Source organism: Chitinophaga rhizophila, assembly GCF_019492185.1.
GTDB lineage: Bacteria > Bacteroidota > Bacteroidia > Chitinophagales > Chitinophagaceae > Chitinophaga > Chitinophaga rhizophila.
In genome coordinates, this window is sequence record NZ_JAICCF010000003.1 from 582469 (window position 1) to 600873 (window position 18405).

Annotated in this window: 15 protein-coding genes; 11 read left to right on the plus strand and 4 right to left on the minus strand. The window is 46.4% G+C overall.

The window, feature by feature from the left end; translation table 11 throughout:
* The first annotated feature begins 105 nt into the window (after window positions 1-105).
* The 4 genes from infB to K1Y79_RS16900 all read left to right on the plus strand — a co-directional run bounded on the left by infB (window position 106) and on the right by K1Y79_RS16900 (window position 7861).
* The gene (gene infB, locus K1Y79_RS16885) at window positions 106-3699 is read left to right on the plus strand and encodes a translation initiation factor IF-2 (RefSeq protein WP_220251340.1); all 3594 of its coding nucleotides are present in this window, start codon (window positions 106-108) and stop codon (window positions 3697-3699) included.
* A 90-nt stretch (window positions 3700-3789) separates the two neighbouring features.
* The gene (locus tag K1Y79_RS16890; protein WP_220251341.1) at window positions 3790-5175 is read left to right on the plus strand and encodes a peptidylprolyl isomerase; all 1386 of its coding nucleotides are present in this window, start codon (window positions 3790-3792) and stop codon (window positions 5173-5175) included.
* Window positions 5176-5430: 255 nt separating this feature from the next.
* A complete protein-coding gene (locus tag K1Y79_RS16895) occupies window positions 5431-7158 on the plus strand; it encodes an amidophosphoribosyltransferase (protein WP_236059677.1) in 1728 nt (575 codons plus the stop codon).
* Window positions 7159-7360: 202 nt separating this feature from the next.
* Complete coding sequence (locus tag K1Y79_RS16900; RefSeq protein WP_220251343.1) at window positions 7361-7861, plus strand: SixA phosphatase family protein; 501 nt, start codon at window positions 7361-7363, stop codon at window positions 7859-7861.
* A 2-nt stretch (window positions 7862-7863) separates the two neighbouring features.
* Here K1Y79_RS16900 and proC read toward each other — a convergent pair whose 3' ends face one another.
* The gene (gene proC, locus K1Y79_RS16905) at window positions 7864-8664 is read right to left on the minus strand and encodes a pyrroline-5-carboxylate reductase (RefSeq protein WP_220251344.1); all 801 of its coding nucleotides are present in this window, start codon (window positions 8662-8664) and stop codon (window positions 7864-7866) included.
* 75 nt (window positions 8665-8739) lie between these two features.
* On the opposite strand from proC, the gene K1Y79_RS16910 reads away from it, so the two are divergent.
* The gene (locus K1Y79_RS16910; protein WP_220251345.1) at window positions 8740-9255 is read left to right on the plus strand and encodes a thermonuclease family protein; all 516 of its coding nucleotides are present in this window, start codon (window positions 8740-8742) and stop codon (window positions 9253-9255) included.
* 70 nt (window positions 9256-9325) lie between these two features.
* Complete coding sequence (locus tag K1Y79_RS16915) at window positions 9326-12637, plus strand: DEAD/DEAH box helicase (RefSeq protein WP_220251346.1); 3312 nt, start codon at window positions 9326-9328, stop codon at window positions 12635-12637.
* A gap of 75 nt (window positions 12638-12712) precedes the next feature.
* On the opposite strand, the gene K1Y79_RS16920 is transcribed toward K1Y79_RS16915, so the two are convergent.
* Both K1Y79_RS16920 and dusB read right to left on the minus strand, forming a co-directional pair.
* Entirely contained in the window at window positions 12713-13282 is a 570-nt protein-coding gene (locus K1Y79_RS16920; RefSeq protein ID WP_220251347.1) for a helix-turn-helix domain-containing protein, read from the minus strand.
* Window positions 13283-13313: 31 nt separating this feature from the next.
* On the minus strand, window positions 13314-14378 hold the full coding sequence (gene dusB, locus K1Y79_RS16925) for a tRNA dihydrouridine synthase DusB (RefSeq protein ID WP_220251348.1): 1065 nt from the start codon (window positions 14376-14378) through the stop codon (window positions 13314-13316).
* A 92-nt stretch (window positions 14379-14470) separates the two neighbouring features.
* On the opposite strand from dusB, the gene K1Y79_RS16930 reads away from it, so the two are divergent.
* Genes K1Y79_RS16930 through K1Y79_RS16950 form a run of 5 tightly spaced genes read left to right on the plus strand, consistent with a single transcriptional unit; the run spans window position 14471 to window position 17601 of the window.
* Entirely contained in the window at window positions 14471-15436 is a 966-nt protein-coding gene (locus K1Y79_RS16930) for a CPBP family intramembrane glutamic endopeptidase (protein ID WP_220251349.1), read from the plus strand.
* Between the two features lie 31 nt (window positions 15437-15467).
* On the plus strand, window positions 15468-15689 hold the full coding sequence (locus tag K1Y79_RS16935; protein WP_220251350.1) for a putative signal transducing protein: 222 nt from the start codon (window positions 15468-15470) through the stop codon (window positions 15687-15689).
* Between the two features lie 51 nt (window positions 15690-15740).
* Complete coding sequence (locus K1Y79_RS16940) at window positions 15741-16628, plus strand: phosphatidate cytidylyltransferase (protein WP_220251351.1); 888 nt, start codon at window positions 15741-15743, stop codon at window positions 16626-16628.
* A gap of 25 nt (window positions 16629-16653) precedes the next feature.
* Entirely contained in the window at window positions 16654-17307 is a 654-nt protein-coding gene (locus K1Y79_RS16945; protein WP_220251352.1) for a phosphatidylserine decarboxylase family protein, read from the plus strand.
* Between the two features lie 30 nt (window positions 17308-17337).
* The gene (locus K1Y79_RS16950) at window positions 17338-17601 is read left to right on the plus strand and encodes a hypothetical protein (protein ID WP_220251353.1); all 264 of its coding nucleotides are present in this window, start codon (window positions 17338-17340) and stop codon (window positions 17599-17601) included.
* A 79-nt stretch (window positions 17602-17680) separates the two neighbouring features.
* Here the strand turns inward: K1Y79_RS16950 and K1Y79_RS16955 are convergent, their stop codons facing one another.
* Window positions 17681-18379, minus strand: a complete 699-nt coding sequence (locus K1Y79_RS16955) for a YjjG family noncanonical pyrimidine nucleotidase (protein ID WP_220251354.1) — start codon at window positions 18377-18379, stop codon at window positions 17681-17683.
* Between the last annotated feature and the right edge of the window lie 26 nt (window positions 18380-18405).

Sequence of the window (18405 nt, forward strand, 5' to 3'; positions counted from 1 at the left end):
CGGGATGTGGGCTTGCTCGACAGAAAGTATTTTTTAGTTATTGTTAATTGTTAAAAAGGAGTCCCGTTAGCCAACGGGAAAAATGGGGAGGCCCGAGATTACAATATGCCTGAAGTAACAAACAACACGCCACGATTGCTGGCTGCAGCCAAGGAGTTCAATATTGGTAAGGAGACGTTGATCGATTTCCTTGCTAATAAGGGCTATGATATGGGGGGCTTCGGCTCACCCAACGCACGCCTGACCTCTCAGATGTATGCAGCTTTGCAGTCCGAATTCCAACAGGACAAGGCTAACAAACGCAAAAGCGATCAGATAGCCCTGCCCAAAGGAAGCGTGTTAGATGCAATGAAGAAGAAAGAGAAGGAAGAAGCAGAGGCAGCAGCCAAGAAGAAAGAAGCAGCTCCTAAAGAGGAACCCACTCCCGCGGTTGCAGTTGAAGCACCCAAACCCGAGCCAAAACCAGAACCTAAGCCGGAACCAAAGGCAGAGCCTAAGCCCGAACCTAAACCGGAGCCTAAGCCTGAACCTAAACCCGAGCCGGTACCGGTTGCGGAAGTTAAACCACCTGTTACCAAAACAGAAGAGGGTCCGAAAGAGCCTGTCGCTGTGCCTCAGCAACCTGTTGCCGAGAAAGCACCGCCTGTACAGACGCCTCCGGAAGCTCAGGAAGTTATAAAAACAGATGCGCCAAGGATCAATGGCCCGAAAGTCGTAGCAACCATCGACCTGGATGCACTGAATAGACCTAAAAAGCCACCTGTTCCCCCGGTTACTAAAAAACCAGAACAGGAGGAAAAACCGGCTGTCGTAAGACAACCGGAACCACCAGCCAGTGAGAAAGCGCAGGTAAAAGAACCAGCGCCACAGCCACAGGCACAACCGCAACAACCCGTTGCACAGCAACAACCTCCGGTAGAACCAGTAAAACCTGCTGTTCAACCTGAAGTGAAACCAGTGCAACCCGTTCAGCCCGTACAAAACGTACAACAAACAGTACAACAAGAAAAAACAACTGCACCCGCTGCTGATAAACCTGCTGTCCCCGCTGTAGAAGAGAAACAAGCGCCGGCAGCCGAAAAACCGGCAGCTGCTCAGGAAAAAACAAAAGACCCGGCAGAAGTGAAAGAACCAGTCACACAGAAACCTGCCGCTAAGCATATGGACGAAGTTGCAGCAGCAGACATTGCATCAGCACCAGCATCAGAGCAGGACGATAACGGAAGCACTGCCGTTATTGAAAACATACAGGCAGAAAAACTGACCGGCCCGAAAGTGATCGGTAAAATAGAACTGCCCGTACATTCAGAAAGACGTGACAATAAAGGGAATAACAATTTCAACCGCGGCGGCAATAATAATAATGCCGACAACAACCGCAAGCGGAAACGCATTATCGTTGAAAAGAAACCCGAACCTGTTCAGCCAAACGATCTTTCTAAAGGTGGAAACACGGATAACCGTAACAGCGGCAACCGCGATTTCAACCGTGATAACCGTAACACCGGTAACCGCGACAACCGTGGCGGTGATAACAACAGACCAGGTGGCGGTCAAAGCAGACCACATGCTGCACCTAACCGCGATGGCCGTCCAGGTGGACCAGGCCAGCACGGTGGTAACAGACCAGGTGGCGGCGGCCAACACGGTGGTAACCGTCCCGGTGGACCAGGTGGCAACAGACAAGGCGGACCAGGCCAGCACGGTAACAGACCGGGTGGCAACTTTGGTAACCGTCCCGGTGGCCAACATGGTGGCTATGGCGGAAACCGCGATAACAGAAGACCAGAAGACAAGGAAATCGATAAAAACGAAATCCAGAATAAAATCAAGGAAACCATGGCCAAAATGGGCGGTGGTAACCGAGGTAAGAACGTCAAAGCAAAACAGCGTCGTGAAAAACGCCATGAACTGGCAGAACAAATGGCCAACCAGGGGGCTGAAAACAACAAACTCCAGGTTACTGAATTTGTATCTGTAAGCGAACTGGCTAACCTGATGGATGTAAGCTTCGCCGAAGTAATCTCAAAATGTATGGGATTAGGTATCATGGTGTCTATCAACCAGCGTCTTGACGCAGAGGTAATAGAACTGGTTGCCGGAGAATTTGGCTATGAAGTAGAATTTATCGGTGTGGATGACGCTGACGAAATGGAAGAAGAAGTAGTAACCGATAATGAGGAAGACCTGGTACCAAGAGCGCCTATCGTGACTATCATGGGTCACGTAGACCATGGTAAAACCTCCCTGCTTGACTACATCCGTAACGCCAATGTGGTATCCGGTGAAGCAGGTGGTATCACACAGCACATCGGTGCTTACCAGGTAGTAACCGCCTCCGGTAAGAAACTGACCTTCCTGGATACACCTGGTCACGAAGCGTTTACCGCGATGCGTGCCCGTGGTGCGAAAGTAGCTGACATTGCCATTATCGTAATTGCTGCGGATGACGCCATCATGCCACAGACACGTGAAGCGATCTCCCACTCACAGGCTGCAGGTCTGCCAATGGTATTCGCTATCAATAAAGTGGATAAAGACGGCGCTAATCCTGAAAAAATTAAAGAACAACTGGCAGGTATGAACCTGTTGGTGGAAGACTGGGGTGGTAAATACCAAAGCCAGGAAATTTCTGCCAAGAGCGGTATGAATATCGACGTCCTGCTGGAAAAAATACTCCTCGAAGCAGAATTACTCGAACTGAAAGCTAATCCGAACAGAGAAGCTTCAGGTAGTGTAATCGAAGCATCCCTCGACAAAGGTCGTGGTTATGTGGCTACGCTGCTTGTACAAAGCGGTACCCTCCGCCAGGGTGATACTATCGCCTCCGGATCTAACTTCGGTAAGATCAAAGCGATGTTCAATGAACGCGGACAACGCGTTGATATCGCCGGACCATCATCTCCTGTACAGGTACTTGGTCTAAACGGTGCACCTCAGGCTGGTGAGAAGTTCCGTATGTATGAAAGTGAATCAGAAGCAAAAGAAGTGGCTAACCGCCGTGCTCAGATCATCCGTGAACAAGGTATCCGTACCAAGAAACACATCACGCTGGATGAGATCGGACGCCGTCTTGCACTGGGTAACTTCAAACAGCTTAACCTCATTATCAAGGGTGACTTTGACGGTTCCGTAGAAGCATTGAGCGACTCCCTGCAGAAACTGTCTACCGAAGAAATCGTAGTAAGCGTTGTACACAAAGCAGTAGGTCAGATCACAGAATCCGACGTATTGCTGGCAACAGCTTCCGATGCGATCATCGTAGGTTTCCAGGTACGTCCTTCTTCTCAGGCTTCCAGACTGGCAGAGAAAGAAAACATCGAGATCCGTACTTACTCTATTATCTACGACGCAATCGACGAACTGAAGAGCGCGATGGAAGGTATGCTGGAGCCGAAGATCGAGAAGAAAGTGGTGGCAAACGTGGAAATCCGCGAAACTTACCGCTTCGACAAGGTAACTGTAGCAGGTTGTTTTGTACTGGACGGAAAGATCACCCGCAATACCCGTGTCAACCTGGTACGCGATGGTATCGTAATCTATACAGGCGAACTGCAGTCACTGAAACGCTACAAAGACGACGTGAAGGAAGTTGCTTCCAACATGGAGTGTGGTCTGAGTATCAAGAACTACAGCGATCTGAAAGTGGGCGATATCGTAGAAGGCTTCGAAGAAGTAGAAGTAAAGAGAACTTTATAATATCAGTATAAACTTTTGTTAAAAAGATAAGCCGCTATCATGCGGCTTATTTTTTATTGGCTATTTTTGAAATTCACTGCACTCGTTAACATGAACAGATTTTTTGCACTTTCTGCTGGCACACTACTACTTTGTCAGGTAGCTGCTGCCCAACAGAAAATGGTAGCTGATAAGATTGCCGCCATAGTGGGGGATAAGATCATTCTGCGGTCTGACATTGAAGGAGAAATGGTAAATCTACAGCGTAACTCTGTGGATAACAGCCTCCCTCATGATGCACCGTGCATGATTATGGAACAGATCATTTCTCAGAAAGTAATGGTCATGCAGGCAGAAAGAGACAGCTTGCCGGTAAGTGAAGCAGATGTAGACGGACAAATCGAAAACCGTATCCGTTATTTCCAGGACCTGTATGGTAGCCCGGAAAAAATGAAAGAGGTTACCGGTTATTCTATCTACCAGCTGAAAGAACGCTTCCGTCAGCCTATCAGAGAAGGGCTGCTGGCTAAAGCGATGCAGGACAAGATCACCAGTTCCGTAAAAGTTACTCCTTCCGAAGTAAAAAGATATTTCGATGGTATTCCGAAAGACAGCCTTCAGTTCTATGAATCTGAACTGGAGATAGGTCAGATCGTAATACAACCGAAAGCAACCAAAGAAATGGACCAGTATGCAATTGACCGCCTGCTGGAATTTAAGAAACAGGTACAGGAAAAGAGCAGCGACTTTGGCCGCCTCGCCATCCTGTATTCGGAAGATCCGGGTGCTAAAGAAAATAAAGGTGTATACATCCTGAACCGTAACGACAAACAGTGGGACGCAGACTTCCTGGCGGCGTCTTTCCGTTTGAAAGAGAATGAAATATCTTCTCCGATAAAGTCACAGTTCGGATACCACCTGATTCAGTGTATTAAACGTCAGGGCGATAACATTACTGTACAGCATATCCTGCTGAGACCTAATGTAACCCGCGGAGACCTTGCAGAAGCTACTAAACTGCTTGACAGTGTTCGTACAGTTATTCTGAATGGCAAAATGACCTTCTCTGAAGCAGTTGTTAAATACAGTACTCTGCCGACAGCTAAGTTTGATGGTGGTATGCTTCAGAACAGAATGAATGGTAGTACCTACATTACTATTGACCAGCTGGATGAACCTTCAGAAAGAGAAATCGTATTACTGCTGGATACCCTGAAAGCAGGCGGCATTTCCAAACCAATGCCTTTTGTAGATGATCAGCCGAATGGCCGTAACGGTGTTCGTATTGTTTATCTGAAAACACGTACCCAGCCTCACCGTGAGAATATGAATGATGACTATTCCCGCATACAGCAGCGTACCCTTCAGATTAAACAGCAGGATGCACGCGATAAGTGGCTGAGAGAGAAGATTCCGACGTATTATATCCATGTTGACGATGAGTTCAGACAATGTAACCACATCAGTCAGTGGATGGGAGGTATAGCAAAACAATAACACATATAATTGAGTAACAATCCCCGGTATATATCAATACCGGGGATTGTTATTTTAGGGAGTCTCTGCATTTATCATTGGGCGTTGGGGGTTCGGCTTTTTACTCGTAACTTTGCGCCTTCAATTCTAATAGGGATGAGTGATGCCATAAAACATGAATGCGGGTTAGCATTTATTAGACTCAGAAAACCGTTTTCTTATTATCAACAACAATACGGATCGGTTTTCTACGGGCTAAACAAGTTGTACCTCCTAATGGAGAAGCAACATAACCGCGGACAGGACGGAGCAGGTATAGCCACAGTGAAGTTAAACACGGAACCAGGAGTACCTTTCATGCATCGCCTGCGAAGCAGTGCCCCGCAAGCAATCGGAGATATCTTTGCCAAGGTAAGAGAAGAGATAGACGAAATCGAGAAGTACCAGCCAGAAATCACCAAATACCCCGGCCTTATGAAAGGCCACATACGTTTCCTGGGAGAACTCTTAATGGGCCACCTCCGCTACGCCACCCAGGGTAAAAACAATGTAGAACTCTGCCATCCTTTTGTACGTCACAATACCATTCCCGCACGCAACCTTGCCCTTGCAGGTAACTTTAACCTGGTAAACGTAGATGAACTATTCAAGTTTGTTAACGTAACTCCGGGCGAAACTCACCGTAATAGCGACCTTGCTGCAATGCTGGAGGTAATTCATCACTTCCTGAGCCAGGAAGATGAGGAAAAACGTAACGGACTGGATATCAAGAACATTCTGCAGAAAGCATTTTCGATGTTTGACGGAGGTTACCACGTCTGCGGTCTGATGGGTAGTGGAGATGCATTTGTAATGCGTGATGCACACGGTATTCGTCCTTCATACTACTACATTAACGATGAAGTAATTGTTGCAGCTTCCGAGCGGGCAGCTATACGCACTGCCTTTAATGTAGGCGAGAATGAAGTACTGGAACTGATGCCGGGTAATGCCCTCATTGTAAAAGAGAATGGCGAATACAGCATCGAACAGATCCTGCAACCGAAAGAACGCAGAGCTTGTAGCTTTGAACGTATCTATTTCTCCCGTGGTAATGACGAAAAGATCTATAAAGAACGTACGGCTTTAGGTTACAACTTGTCTGAAACAGTGCTGAAAAGCATTGATAATGATCTGCGCAATACCATCTTCTCTTTCATCCCCAATACAGCAGAAATTGCCTTCTATGGTATGCTGAAAGGACTCGAGGACTACCTGAATAAAATCAAGGTAGAACGTATCGTTTCATGGGGTAAGGACTTCGACGAAGAGAAACTGACCGAAATGGTTAACCGTCGTATCCGTATTGACAAGATCGCTATTAAAGATGTTAAGATGCGTACTTTCATTACTGCTGATACCGGCCGTAATGAAATGGTACAGCACGTATATGATATAACATACGGTACAGTACGTCCTGGTGTTGATACCCTGGTGGTAATTGATGACTCGATCGTACGTGGTACAACACTGCGTGAAAGCATTATCCGGATGCTGGATCGTCTGGGACCCAAACGTATTATTGTCGTATCTTCTGCTCCGCAGATACGTTATCCTGACTGTTATGGTATTGACATGAGTAAGATTGGCGATTTCGTCGCATTTAAAGCGGCTATAGAGCTATTAAAAGATCATGGCAAGGAACATATCCTGCAGGAGGCTTATGGCCTTTGCATGGAACTGCAACGTACCAATACATTGCATGCACAGAACGTAGTAAGAAACATCTATAAGCCATTCACAACAGAAGAGATCTCTGCAAAAATTGCCGAGATCATCACACCGTCTAATATAGGCGCGAAAGTAGATGTCATCTACCAGTCTATTGATGGTCTGCACCAGGCTTGTCCTAATAACCTGGGCGACTGGTACTTCACAGGTAACTTCCCAACGCCGGGAGGTAACCGCGTAGTGAACAAAGCCTTCATGAACTACATGGAAGGTAAGAACGAAAGAGGTTACTAAACATAGCAAACGGCCTGTTTTAAACAGGCCGTTTTTATTTATCCCATTATTAAATTTACTTTAAATCCGCCCTCCACGGGCTGGATAAGCTTTCCGTGCCGCATCTACTTTCAGTAAAATCCGTAAATTAGGAAGTACTTACTGTTAATACTAACTCTAATCTCTCACAGCGGATCCTCTGCTGCATGGTAACATTGTTGTTATGAAGACGTTATTACTAATCCGTCATGCCAAATCAAGCTGGAATGACCCCGACGTAGATGATTTTGACAGACCGCTTAATAAACGCGGCAAACAAAATGCCCCGGAAATGGCGCTCCGGCTGGCAAACAGAGGTATCACACCTGAACTCCTGATAGCAAGTCCTGCCAAACGCACCAGGACCACTGCCAGAATGATGGCAAAGGAGTGGCATTATGATAAAGATGCCATTATGCTGGAAGAGGAACTATATCTGTGTTACGCATCTACCTTTCTGAAAGTGATCACGAAAGTGGACGACGATATTGACACAGTTGCAATATTTGCACACAACCCAGGTATCACAGACTTCGCGAATTATTTAACTCAGGAGATCAGGATTGACAACATCCCCACCTCAGGCGTATTTGCGGTAAAAGCGAATATAGATTCCTGGAAAGACTTTGATGGTGCCAAAAAAGCCTTCCTCTTCTTTGACTATCCAAAACAGGAAGTAGTCTGAACTTAGTCTTTTGCTATCCGGTTGTAGGATACAGTAATTCCTTTTATAAGTGAAGAGCTGAAGCCCTGATGTTCCATTTCATTGAGTCCTGCAATGGTGCAACCCTTTGGAGTAGTCACTTTGTCTATTTCCTCTTCCGGATGGCGGTTCTCCTTGATCAGCAGCTGCGCAGCTCCTTTTACTGTTTGTGCAGCTATCAGGTTGGCTGTACGTGCGTCAAATCCGATTTCAATACCTCCCTGGATGCTGGCCCTGATAAAGCGCAGGGCATAGGCAATACCACAGGCTCCCAGCACTGTTGCAGCGTCCATCAGTTTCTCATCAATCAGTACGGCAACGCCCAGCTGATCAAACATTTCCTTCACATAGGCTGCTTGCTCCGCAGATATATTTTTGTGGCAGATACAGGTCATAGATTCCTGTATAGCGATGGCAGTATTCGGCATTGCTCTGACTACAGGCATGCCCGCCCCGGCAATCTGTTCCAGATCATCAATAGAAATACCTGTAATAACGCTGATCAATATCTGCCTGGAAGGATCAAAAGCATGTTTGACCTGTGCCAGCACTTCTCTGACATTATAGGGTTTCAACGCTACGACGATTATCTCGGCATTGCGGATTGCAGCTTCATTATCTGAAATAGTTTGCACTCCTAAAGATTGCAACTCACCTAGTGATGCAAGATTCCGTCTTGTTACGGTCAGGTCCGCAGGCATTGAAAACCCGCTTTTTAACAATCCCTGAGCGATCGCGCTACCCAGATTGCCACCACCAATGATGGCTATTTTCTTGTTGGACATGTTCACTTATTACTTTAAATCCTTCGGAAGGTAGAACAAAAATTTGTTACTTCGCATCCCTAAATACAGCGTGTAATGCCGAAAGTTTTTTATTGTGTGGTGTCATGCCTTATCCTATGCCTATCTACTCAACTATCGATTGCTGCCGACCCGCCAAAAAAAGTGAAAGGTAAAGTAGTGCGTATTATGGATGGCGATACCTTTGAACTACTCGTAAATAAAATCACCTACAAGATACGTCTCAGTGCTATTGACGCTCCTGAAAAAGGGCAGGACTTCTATCAGAAAAGCAAACAGGCCTTGTCAAATCTTTGTTTCAACAAAACCGTTACAGTAGAATTGTTACGTAAGGACAAATATCAGCGCTGGATAGGAGACGTATATAGTGCTGACGGACAATACATCAATGGAAGAATGATTTCTGACGGATATGCCTGGCACTATACAGAATATTCAAAGAGTGCCCCATTGGCAGCAGCACAGGCAACAGCCAAGCGGCAAAAACTGGGTCTATGGTCACAAAGCAAACCTGTAGCGCCGTGGTTATTCAGGGCAGAACATCGGAATACCAAGCCGCGCAAGGCCGCCTAAGTTGTTTTTACTTATATTGCCGTTTGCATCGTCATTAACAAGTGTTAATGATCGATGACTGCCCATTAATATGTCAGTGAATAAGACCAATGCTTCCTTGCATCAGCTTACAGGACAGGCCTGTTATATGCGCCTGCTGGAAATTTCAGACAGACAGTCACCTGTAGAGATCATACGGCAACTTCGACAATTGCTGGAACAGCTGTTCCGGCATCTTACCAGGGAAGAATCCCGCAGCTTCGGCAATCTGTTTGCCCGGATGCAGTTCTTTTTTGATAAATACACAGTGCCAGCCGCTGTGCAGGAACAATTGACCGTTCTTCGCATCCTGACACATAAAGCTATTATTGGTACACTGAAGGCGGATGAGGAACTGGCGCTCATCTGCGTCCGTACCATGGCAGACGCGATACAGCATTTTTACCAGGAGATTATTCCCGCTACGCTGGAGACCCGGTGTAGCCCGGTAGAAGGCAAGATCCTCTCTTACGCCCCACAGCACGCCGCCACACTGATAGCCCAGGTAAAATGCCTGATCACACAGGTAGGAGTGCTGCAAAAGAAACCAGGCCATGCTCCCTACTTTATGCTGGATTGCCGCAATGACGACCTCGGCGCCTTCCAGCTGATCATCTCCGAAAGTGTTTATACCCATGCTACGCTACTGCATCAGCAGCTAAGGCCCTACGATACCATTCATGTGCTAGAATGCAGCAAAAGCGAAGCGCCGGGAATCTATGAAGCAGTCAGTATGACGCGCATCATTCTTGAACCTGATTTGCTGATTGATATCAGCGACCTGGCTGAATGTTTCGGCAGACAAGGTGCTCACAGGCTACTTTATCTTGTAAGGAAGCTGGTACCACAAACGCCTGGTATCGCCGCTTTCAAAGGAAATGTGGTTAACTCCCTCCTGGATAATGTGTTACGTAATCCCAGGATGGAACTACGTCAATCGTTTGTAGAAGCTGTTGCAGATCACGTATTGCAGGCCGCCGCCTACGGCAAGGAGGAACTCAATAAAATGTTTACCGATATCCGCGGACTTCACTGGCCTAACCTGCTCCAATCATCAGCAGAAATGCACGACAGGCCGGTAAGGATAGAGCCTACGTTCTTTTCCGCTCTGTATGGATTACAGGGTCGGCTTGATATCCTTGCTGAGGATGAAAAGGACCCTTTGAGAAAGGAGATATTCGAGTTAAAGAGTGGGCGTAGTCCGGAATATGGAGCCTGGAAAAATCATGAAATGCAGGTAGTTGGATACAACCTCCTACTACAGTCAGCTTTTGGGAATGAGCGACGGGGCAGCTCGGCCATTCTATATTCTGCTGCCACTGATACACCGCTACGCAACGTAAGCACCACCCGCCAGGGAGAAAATGAGCTGCTGGCTCTCAGGAATGAAATCGTATCGCAACTGTTGCGACTTGCGGCCGGTGAATATGATATCCTGGATCAGATTACGGAGGAGGCAGCTGAAGGATTACCCCCTTTCAACATCGTTCACTTTACTGCCTTTCAGGAAGTATATTCAAAAGCGAGTCCGCTGCTACGTACCTACTACCAGCAATTCCTGTCATTCCTGCTGCGGGAATACCTTTTGGCCAAATGTGGCATGTATGCTGCGCCTGATAGAGAAGAAGACGCAGAAGGCTTTGCTGCTCTGTGGCTATTGCATGAACAGGAAAAGCTGGATCGGTTCAATATAATGCCCGGACTACAGTTCCGGCATTTCGACACTGATAGCAGTACGGTGGTATTTAACATGCATATACCTGTCAATCACAACTTCCGGCCGGGAGATACTGCTATTATCTATCCACGATCTCCGGATGGATTATTCCCATTACAGCATCAGGTACTGAAGGGAAGGATAGATGATATGTCAAAAGACCGGCTAATATTTTCACTGAATAACCGGCAGATTGGCCATGACTTCTTTGCACAGCAGGAATTATGGGCAATCGAACATGACATTTATGAATCCAACTACTGGATAGCTGCTACTGCACTTTTCCATGTACTGGAGCCTCGCTTCGGCCGCAAAATGGAGGTACTGATGGGGCAACAGGCACCTCAGACAGCACCTTCGGCCATTCCTGTCCCACAGATGTTCAACAACAACCAGCAGGCAATTTTGCAGGCTGCACTGGATGCACAGGATTACTATCTGATACAGGGCCCTCCTGGTACCGGAAAAACTTCTGCATTGCTGACAGCCTTGGTAAGTGTGTTAGCCGCAACCGATACTCAAACGATCATAGTGGCATTCACCAATAGGGCAGTAGAGGAGATATGCCGCAAACTTGATAATAGGGGAATTGCCCACCTGCGTATGGGCAGTCGCCGATCTGCCGCAGAAAACCGCTTACGTCAGTACTGCCTGGATGGAGACATAGCCGGGGCGGCGCAGTTTATCCTCCAGCAAAAGGTATTTGTAGGCACTGTAGCAACCATGGCAACGCGTCTTCACTTGCTACAGATGCTGGGGGTAAAAACAGATATTCTAATCGCAGATGAAGCCTCTCAGTTGACAGAACCTCAGTTACTGGGCTTACTAATGCCTTTCAGGAAGTTTATTCTGATCGGGGATCAGAACCAGCTGCCTCCAGTGGTAGCCCAAGACGATCTGTTCTGTCATACTCAGAATAACTTACTAAACAGAGCCGGCATTACCGATCTGAGATGTACACTGTTTGAGCGGTTAATCAGGCGTTGTAAGGAGCAGCAATGGCATTATGCCTGGGGTATGCTCAATACCCACTTCCGTATGCATACAGATATTGCTTCACTGATTAATCATTACTATGCGGGCCAGCTTTCAGCCGGCAGTGCTGACCAGTCTTACCCTTATGATACCAATGCCCACACAGGTACAGAAGACTGGGCCCGGATTCTCGCCAGGGGACGTACGTTATTTATACCAAGCCCACTTGAACCTACTTCCAAAATGAATCGGACGGAAGCTCACCGGGTAGTTTCCCTGCTACACTACTTGCGTAACCAGTACGGACAAGGTTTTACCAGGGAAACAGTGGGTGTGGTCACACCCTGGCGCACCCAGATCAGTTTAATCAAAGAGCTGATAGGAGATGATGAGCAATTACAGGCAGTAAATATCGATACGGCAGAACGGTTTCAGGGAGCAGAAAATGATATCATCATTGTCTCGCTGGCGGTATATCATCCGGTACAACTAGGCTTATTGGAAAACCTGGGCGTATTTCACTGGGAGGATGACAGGGTAGAGGTAGACAGAAAACTGTTAGTAACCCTTTCGCGGGCACGGCATCAGGTGATTATTATGGGGTATGAACCAGTATTGCGTGCAAGCGATCATTATAAAGGACTGCTGGATAGCATCATTGTTTGTGGGTAAAGAAAAGCCACCTGTCACAAAACAGATGGCCGTATGTCAGACAACATCATATGATCATTCCTGGTAAACCAGGCTTTAATCCAATGTTACATGGCTCCAGTTTTCTCCGCTTTTGATACGGTAGAGCTGCATTTCACTGATATCAAACTGTTCAGCAATCTGCTTCATAGTTTTCCTACCAGGTTTTGCCAGCAGGCGTTTAATACTTTTTACTTTAGTAATGTTCAGCTTTAGCCCTTTTACCCTGTTACGCTGTTTTTCCTTATAGGCCAGCTTGGCGGGGCTAAACTGCTGGTGCGCTTCCATTTCTTCTTTGGTTGCCCATTGCAGGTTAGTGGCTTTATTGTTCTTTTTGTCGTAATCCATGTGGATCACAAATTTGTAATTACGTCCCGGCTTCTTATTAAATAACTTTGCTACTTCCCGGTGCAGGTAAAGGGACTGATAACTGTCCGCTGGCTTCACGTTTAATACCGTATAGCCTTCTACCGTCGAACCGGACAACAACTTCCCGTCTGAAATGTCCTCATAATAGCTGATCACTCTTCCCATGTTAGATACTGCGTACTTTTTACGCAGGGCAGACTTATTTTTAATCTGCAAGTCTTTCCAGACTTCATTTTTCAGATTTTTAATCGTGGCCATGTGAAAGAAATTTAATAGTTGAACCTGGGGTTTATCCGCAAACGTTACAATCTGCTACTTCATTCTTTGCTGGCAGTAGGTTTTGGTCAGTAAGGGGGGATGTCCTTTCAATTATGTGATCTTTGTAATGCAATGCTATCGCGTCTAACACATCTTCTACCGCTGACAATGTACTGCAAGTTACTAATTGCTGTCTAAACTCTTTTATATGAGGTAAACCCTTCAGGTAATTGGTATAGTGCCTTCTCATCTCCAGTATTCCCACAATGTCTCCCTTCCACTGCACAGAATGCCGCAGGTGTTTTTTACAGACTTCCACCCGTTCAAAAACAGATGGCGGCGGCAAATGTTCACCTGTTTTCATAAAATGCTTTATTTCATTAAATATCCACGGATACCCGATAGCAGCGCGTCCTATCATGATGCCATCCACTCCATACTTATTGCGGGCAGCTATTGCTTGTTCCGGGGTGCATATGTCTCCGTTACCGAATATAGGAATCTGGATACGTGGATTATTCTTCACTTTTCCTATCAGCGTCCAGTCAGCATTTCCTTTATACATCTGGGTACGGGTACGACCATGAATCGTAAGGGCCTGTATACCTACGTCCTGCAGACGTTCAGCTACTTCCTCAATATTCTTGGTATCATCGTCCCAGCCAAGGCGGGTTTTAACGGTTACCGGCAGCTTAGTGGCCTTTACCACGGCAGCTGTCAGTCTCACCATTTTAGGAATATCTTTCAGAATACCAGAACCGGCACCTTTGCAGACCACCTTTTTTACCGGACAACCGTAGTTGATGTCCAGCAGGTCAGGATTGGTAGCCTCCACAATCTGGGCAGCCATGGCCATTGGCTCTTCGTCCCCTCCGAAAATCTGAATACCTACAGGGCGTTCATAATCAAAGATATCGAGCTTCTTCCGGCTCTTTATTGCGTCACGTATAAGTCCCTCCGAAGAGATAAACTCTGTATACATCAGGTCCGCACCGTTCTCTTTACACACCGCACGAAATGGCGGGTCACTAACATCCTCCATAGGAGCAAGCAATAGCGGAAAATTGCCCAATGTTATATTTCCAATCTTTACCATTTTATCTATTGTGGCTGATCTGTGGCCTCCGGTAAATCCGGAAAGCAATTGTCAACTCGATTTCACAATGTAAATTTACGCAAATTTAAACTATGACAGGCCGACTGAAGCAATATCCGCCCTCTTTACAGTTTGCAGCATTTATGGCGCTATTCCTGATATGCGGGATGCTGTATTTTATTTTCCTGGTGGCTATATTCCCGCTGATAAGCGGCTACTCCCTTCTTTCTCTCCAGCAAGCGTTGACAGATGCACAGGCTTCGTCCCAGTCTATATCCCCTAAAGTTCTCGGCTATCTGAAATTAACGCAATTTCTATATACTTTGATAGTTTATTTATTGCCTCCTGTAATTTTTGCCTGGCTAAGTTTCGATCGGCCAGCAAGCTGGCTGCGTATAGACCGTAAACTGCATTTCCTGCCCGTCATATTATCACTATTGATCATGTTGCTGGCACTTCCGCTAGTTAGCTACATAGCAGAATGGAACCACTCCTGGCCATTCTCTCCGGCGCTCAGGGAAGCCGAAAAACAGACAGAAGCGCTTACCCGTGTGCTGCTTATCATGCCCGACGTTTCGAGTCTGCTGATAAATCTTATCATGATAGCTGTAATACCGGCCATAGCAGAAGAGTTCTTCTTCCGTGGTGTAGTACAGCAACTGTTTATCCGGATGATGCCGAAAGTTCCCTGGCTGGCAATAGTCATAACAGCTATCTGCTTCAGCGCCATCCATATGCAATGGATGGACTTTGTGCCCCGTGTGCTCCTGGGCTTTCTGCTTGGTACCATCTATTACCTGAGTGGTAATTTATGGCTATCTATCGTTGGCCACTTCCTTAATAACGGTCTACAGGTACTGTTGGTTTACCTTTACCAGATAAAAGTCATCAAAACCGATCCGATGGAAGCAGAGGCAACTCAATGGTACCTCGCATTGGGTAGCCTGGTATTAACCATTACCGCCGCCTGGCTGCTATACAAAAAGACTCCCCCCGCCGAACGCTCCCTTACTTCTTCACATAACTTTGAAGACAATATTGACTCAATCGGGAAGTAATTTGTACTTTAGTCCTAACAAACAGATTATTATGGAAAAAGACTGGGTGAAAATTTATTATACTAACCAGGCATTCCGGGCAGAAATTGTAAAAGGGATGCTGGAGGAACATGGTATCAACGTAGTTCTTGTTAATAAGCAGGACTCAGCCTACCTCATCGCATTGCCTGGTATGGCTGAATTGTTCGTACACAATTCTCAGGAAGCGGAAGCTCGCCAGCTGCTTGCAGATAACCCGGAAAATCTGTCCTGACACAACTGCCGGCATACCGTCTTATATCTCTAAAACAATTGTCCTTTCTGCATGAAAACATTTTTCACCCGTACAGCCACTGCACTCGTTTTTGTAGCAGTTATGCTAGGCGGGATACTATATGGTCCTTTCACCTTCTTCCTGCTGTTCTTTCTGATCAACTTCTTTGCCTTACAGGAGTATTTTAAGCTGATCCGTCATATAGACCCGGATTACAACAACATTTCCGGCTGGCACAAAACAGGGCTGCTGGTAGCTAGCTGCTCCCTCATGCTGGCATTTACAGGAGAACACTTCTCCTCCACATCCAACCTCTCTCTGGGCTTTCTGGGCTGGTGGCTGACCGTCATTTTCCTGCTAATTATGCCAATTGGAGAGATTCTCCTAAGCAAAGACTTCCAGCTGAAGAATATGGGCTATTCTGCCCTCGGACTGGCCTATATTACACTGTCCTTTGGCTTGCTGGTTCACCTGTGCCTGAATTACAGAACGATCCAATTCACAGAAACAGCAACTGGTACCGGCCCCGGCTGGTTAATCCCTTTATTGCTGATTGCTTTCATCTGGATTAATGATACCATGGCTTATATTGTCGGTTCGCTCATTGGCAGAACACCTTTTGCGCCTGCCATTTCTCCGAAAAAAACAATCGAAGGAACTGTAGGAGGTATGATCCTGGCAGTAGCAGCCGCAGGTATATATGGCCATTTCTGGGGTGAACAATATCTGGCGCTGCAACATTGGCTCGCATTGGCAGGTATAGCTGCCATATTCGGTACCGCCGGCGATCTCATCGAATCCAAACTCAAACGTATGGCTGGCGTCAAAGATTCCGGCAGTATTATGCCTGGACATGGCGGCTTTATGGATCGCTTCGATTCTTTGCTGCTGGCGGCTCCATTCGCCTGGTTATATGTACATTTCTTCGCAATGATTTAACTTCGCATAAAATAACACAACAACAATGAAGATCCATCGAGAAGGATTAGCTTCCATTTTACTGACTTTTGCTGTCCTTGCACTGATCAACGGCGCAGTTTTCTACTTCCTGGGACATATGCCGCTGCTTTGTAGAATAGTGGCAGGTTTTTCCCTCGTATTATTCCTCTTTATCATTTCTTTCTTCCGTATTCCGAAAAGAGACATGAAACTGGACGAATCGCTGGTCATTGCACCTTGTGACGGTAAAGTTGTGGTAATTGAAGAGACCTATGAGCCTGAGTATTTCAAAGACAAACGTCTGCAGGTATCAATCTTTATGAGCCCGGCGAATGTGCATGTGAACAGAAATCCTATTAGCGGACAGGTAAAATTATCCCAGTACCATGCAGGTAAATACCTGGTAGCATGGCACCCTAAATCTTCTACTGAAAATGAACGCCACACAGTAGTGATCGGGAACGGTAAAACTGACATCCTGGTAAGACAGATTGCAGGTGCACTTGCCCGCCGTATTGTAAACTATCTGAAACCAGGTATGCAGGTAACGCAGAATGAGGAACTGGGCTTTATTAAATTTGGCTCCAGGGTTGATATCTACCTGCCAGTAGGTACTCCTGTATCAGTTGAACTGGAACAGGTAGTACGTGGGGGTCAGACTGTGATTGCTACCATATAATTGACTATATTTAGTAGTATAAACCCAGTCATGAAGAAATTCATAATAAGCACCACAACTGTACTATTCCTTGCTGCCGCTGTATATGCTCAGGATAAGTCAAAAGAACAATCCTGCTGCAAGAAGCCTTCTAAAGAAGTTGCTGAAGCTTGTTGTAAGAAGAAAGCCGGCGCAGATAAGAAAGCGAGCGCATGCTGTAAACAGCCTTCAAAAACGGCAGCAATACGTACTGCTACCGCTAAACCGGCAACACCAGCACAGGCTGTTCCAGCAGCCAAACCAGCAGGAAAATAACCATCTTACTTTTCAGCTAAAAGTCCCGTCTCTTTCGCCATTGGCGGCAGAGACGGGACTTTCTTATTCAGCAGCTATTTTAGAGAATAGCTTTCAGCTCGTGCAGGCTATTAATAACGTAAGTTGGCTTAAGATTGCCGGTTACTGGTATCAGGTTGTTAAAATATACCTGGTCAATCCCTGCATTATGTGCGCCCAGAATATCTATCTCCAGGGCATCCCCGATCATTATACTAGAATCAGCGGTCGCACCGGCTTTTGTTACAGCATAATCGAATATTTCTCTGTAAGGCTTAAGACTACCGGCTGATTCCGAGGTAATCACATGCGTAAAGAAGTGATCAATGCCCGAACTTTTCATCTTCCGGAACTGAACTTCTTCAAACCCGTTGGTAATCATATGGATAGGATAGCCCTTAGCAGCCAGGTACTCCAGTACTTCTTTTGCGTGTGGGAAGAGGGCCGTCTGAGCAGGCAGTTCTTCCAGGAACTGTGTTCCCAATGCTTCACACAACTTTTCATCCCCTATTTTGAAGTCCAGCAGCGTCAGCCTGAATCGTTTGGTACGCAGGTCATTTCTGGTGATGTACCCCTTACGGAAGCGATCCCACAGCTTATCATTGTGTACCATATAGGTAGTCTGGAAATCTTTAAACGTAGGAACACCGCGTCCTTCCAGTTTATGTGTGAGATACAGTTGTTCCAGCACCAGGCCTGCGTTTGTCTCAAAGTCCCATAATGTGTGGTCCAGGTCGAAAAATATATGCTTGTATTTCATTTGCTAACACTCCTTGACAGTTGCAA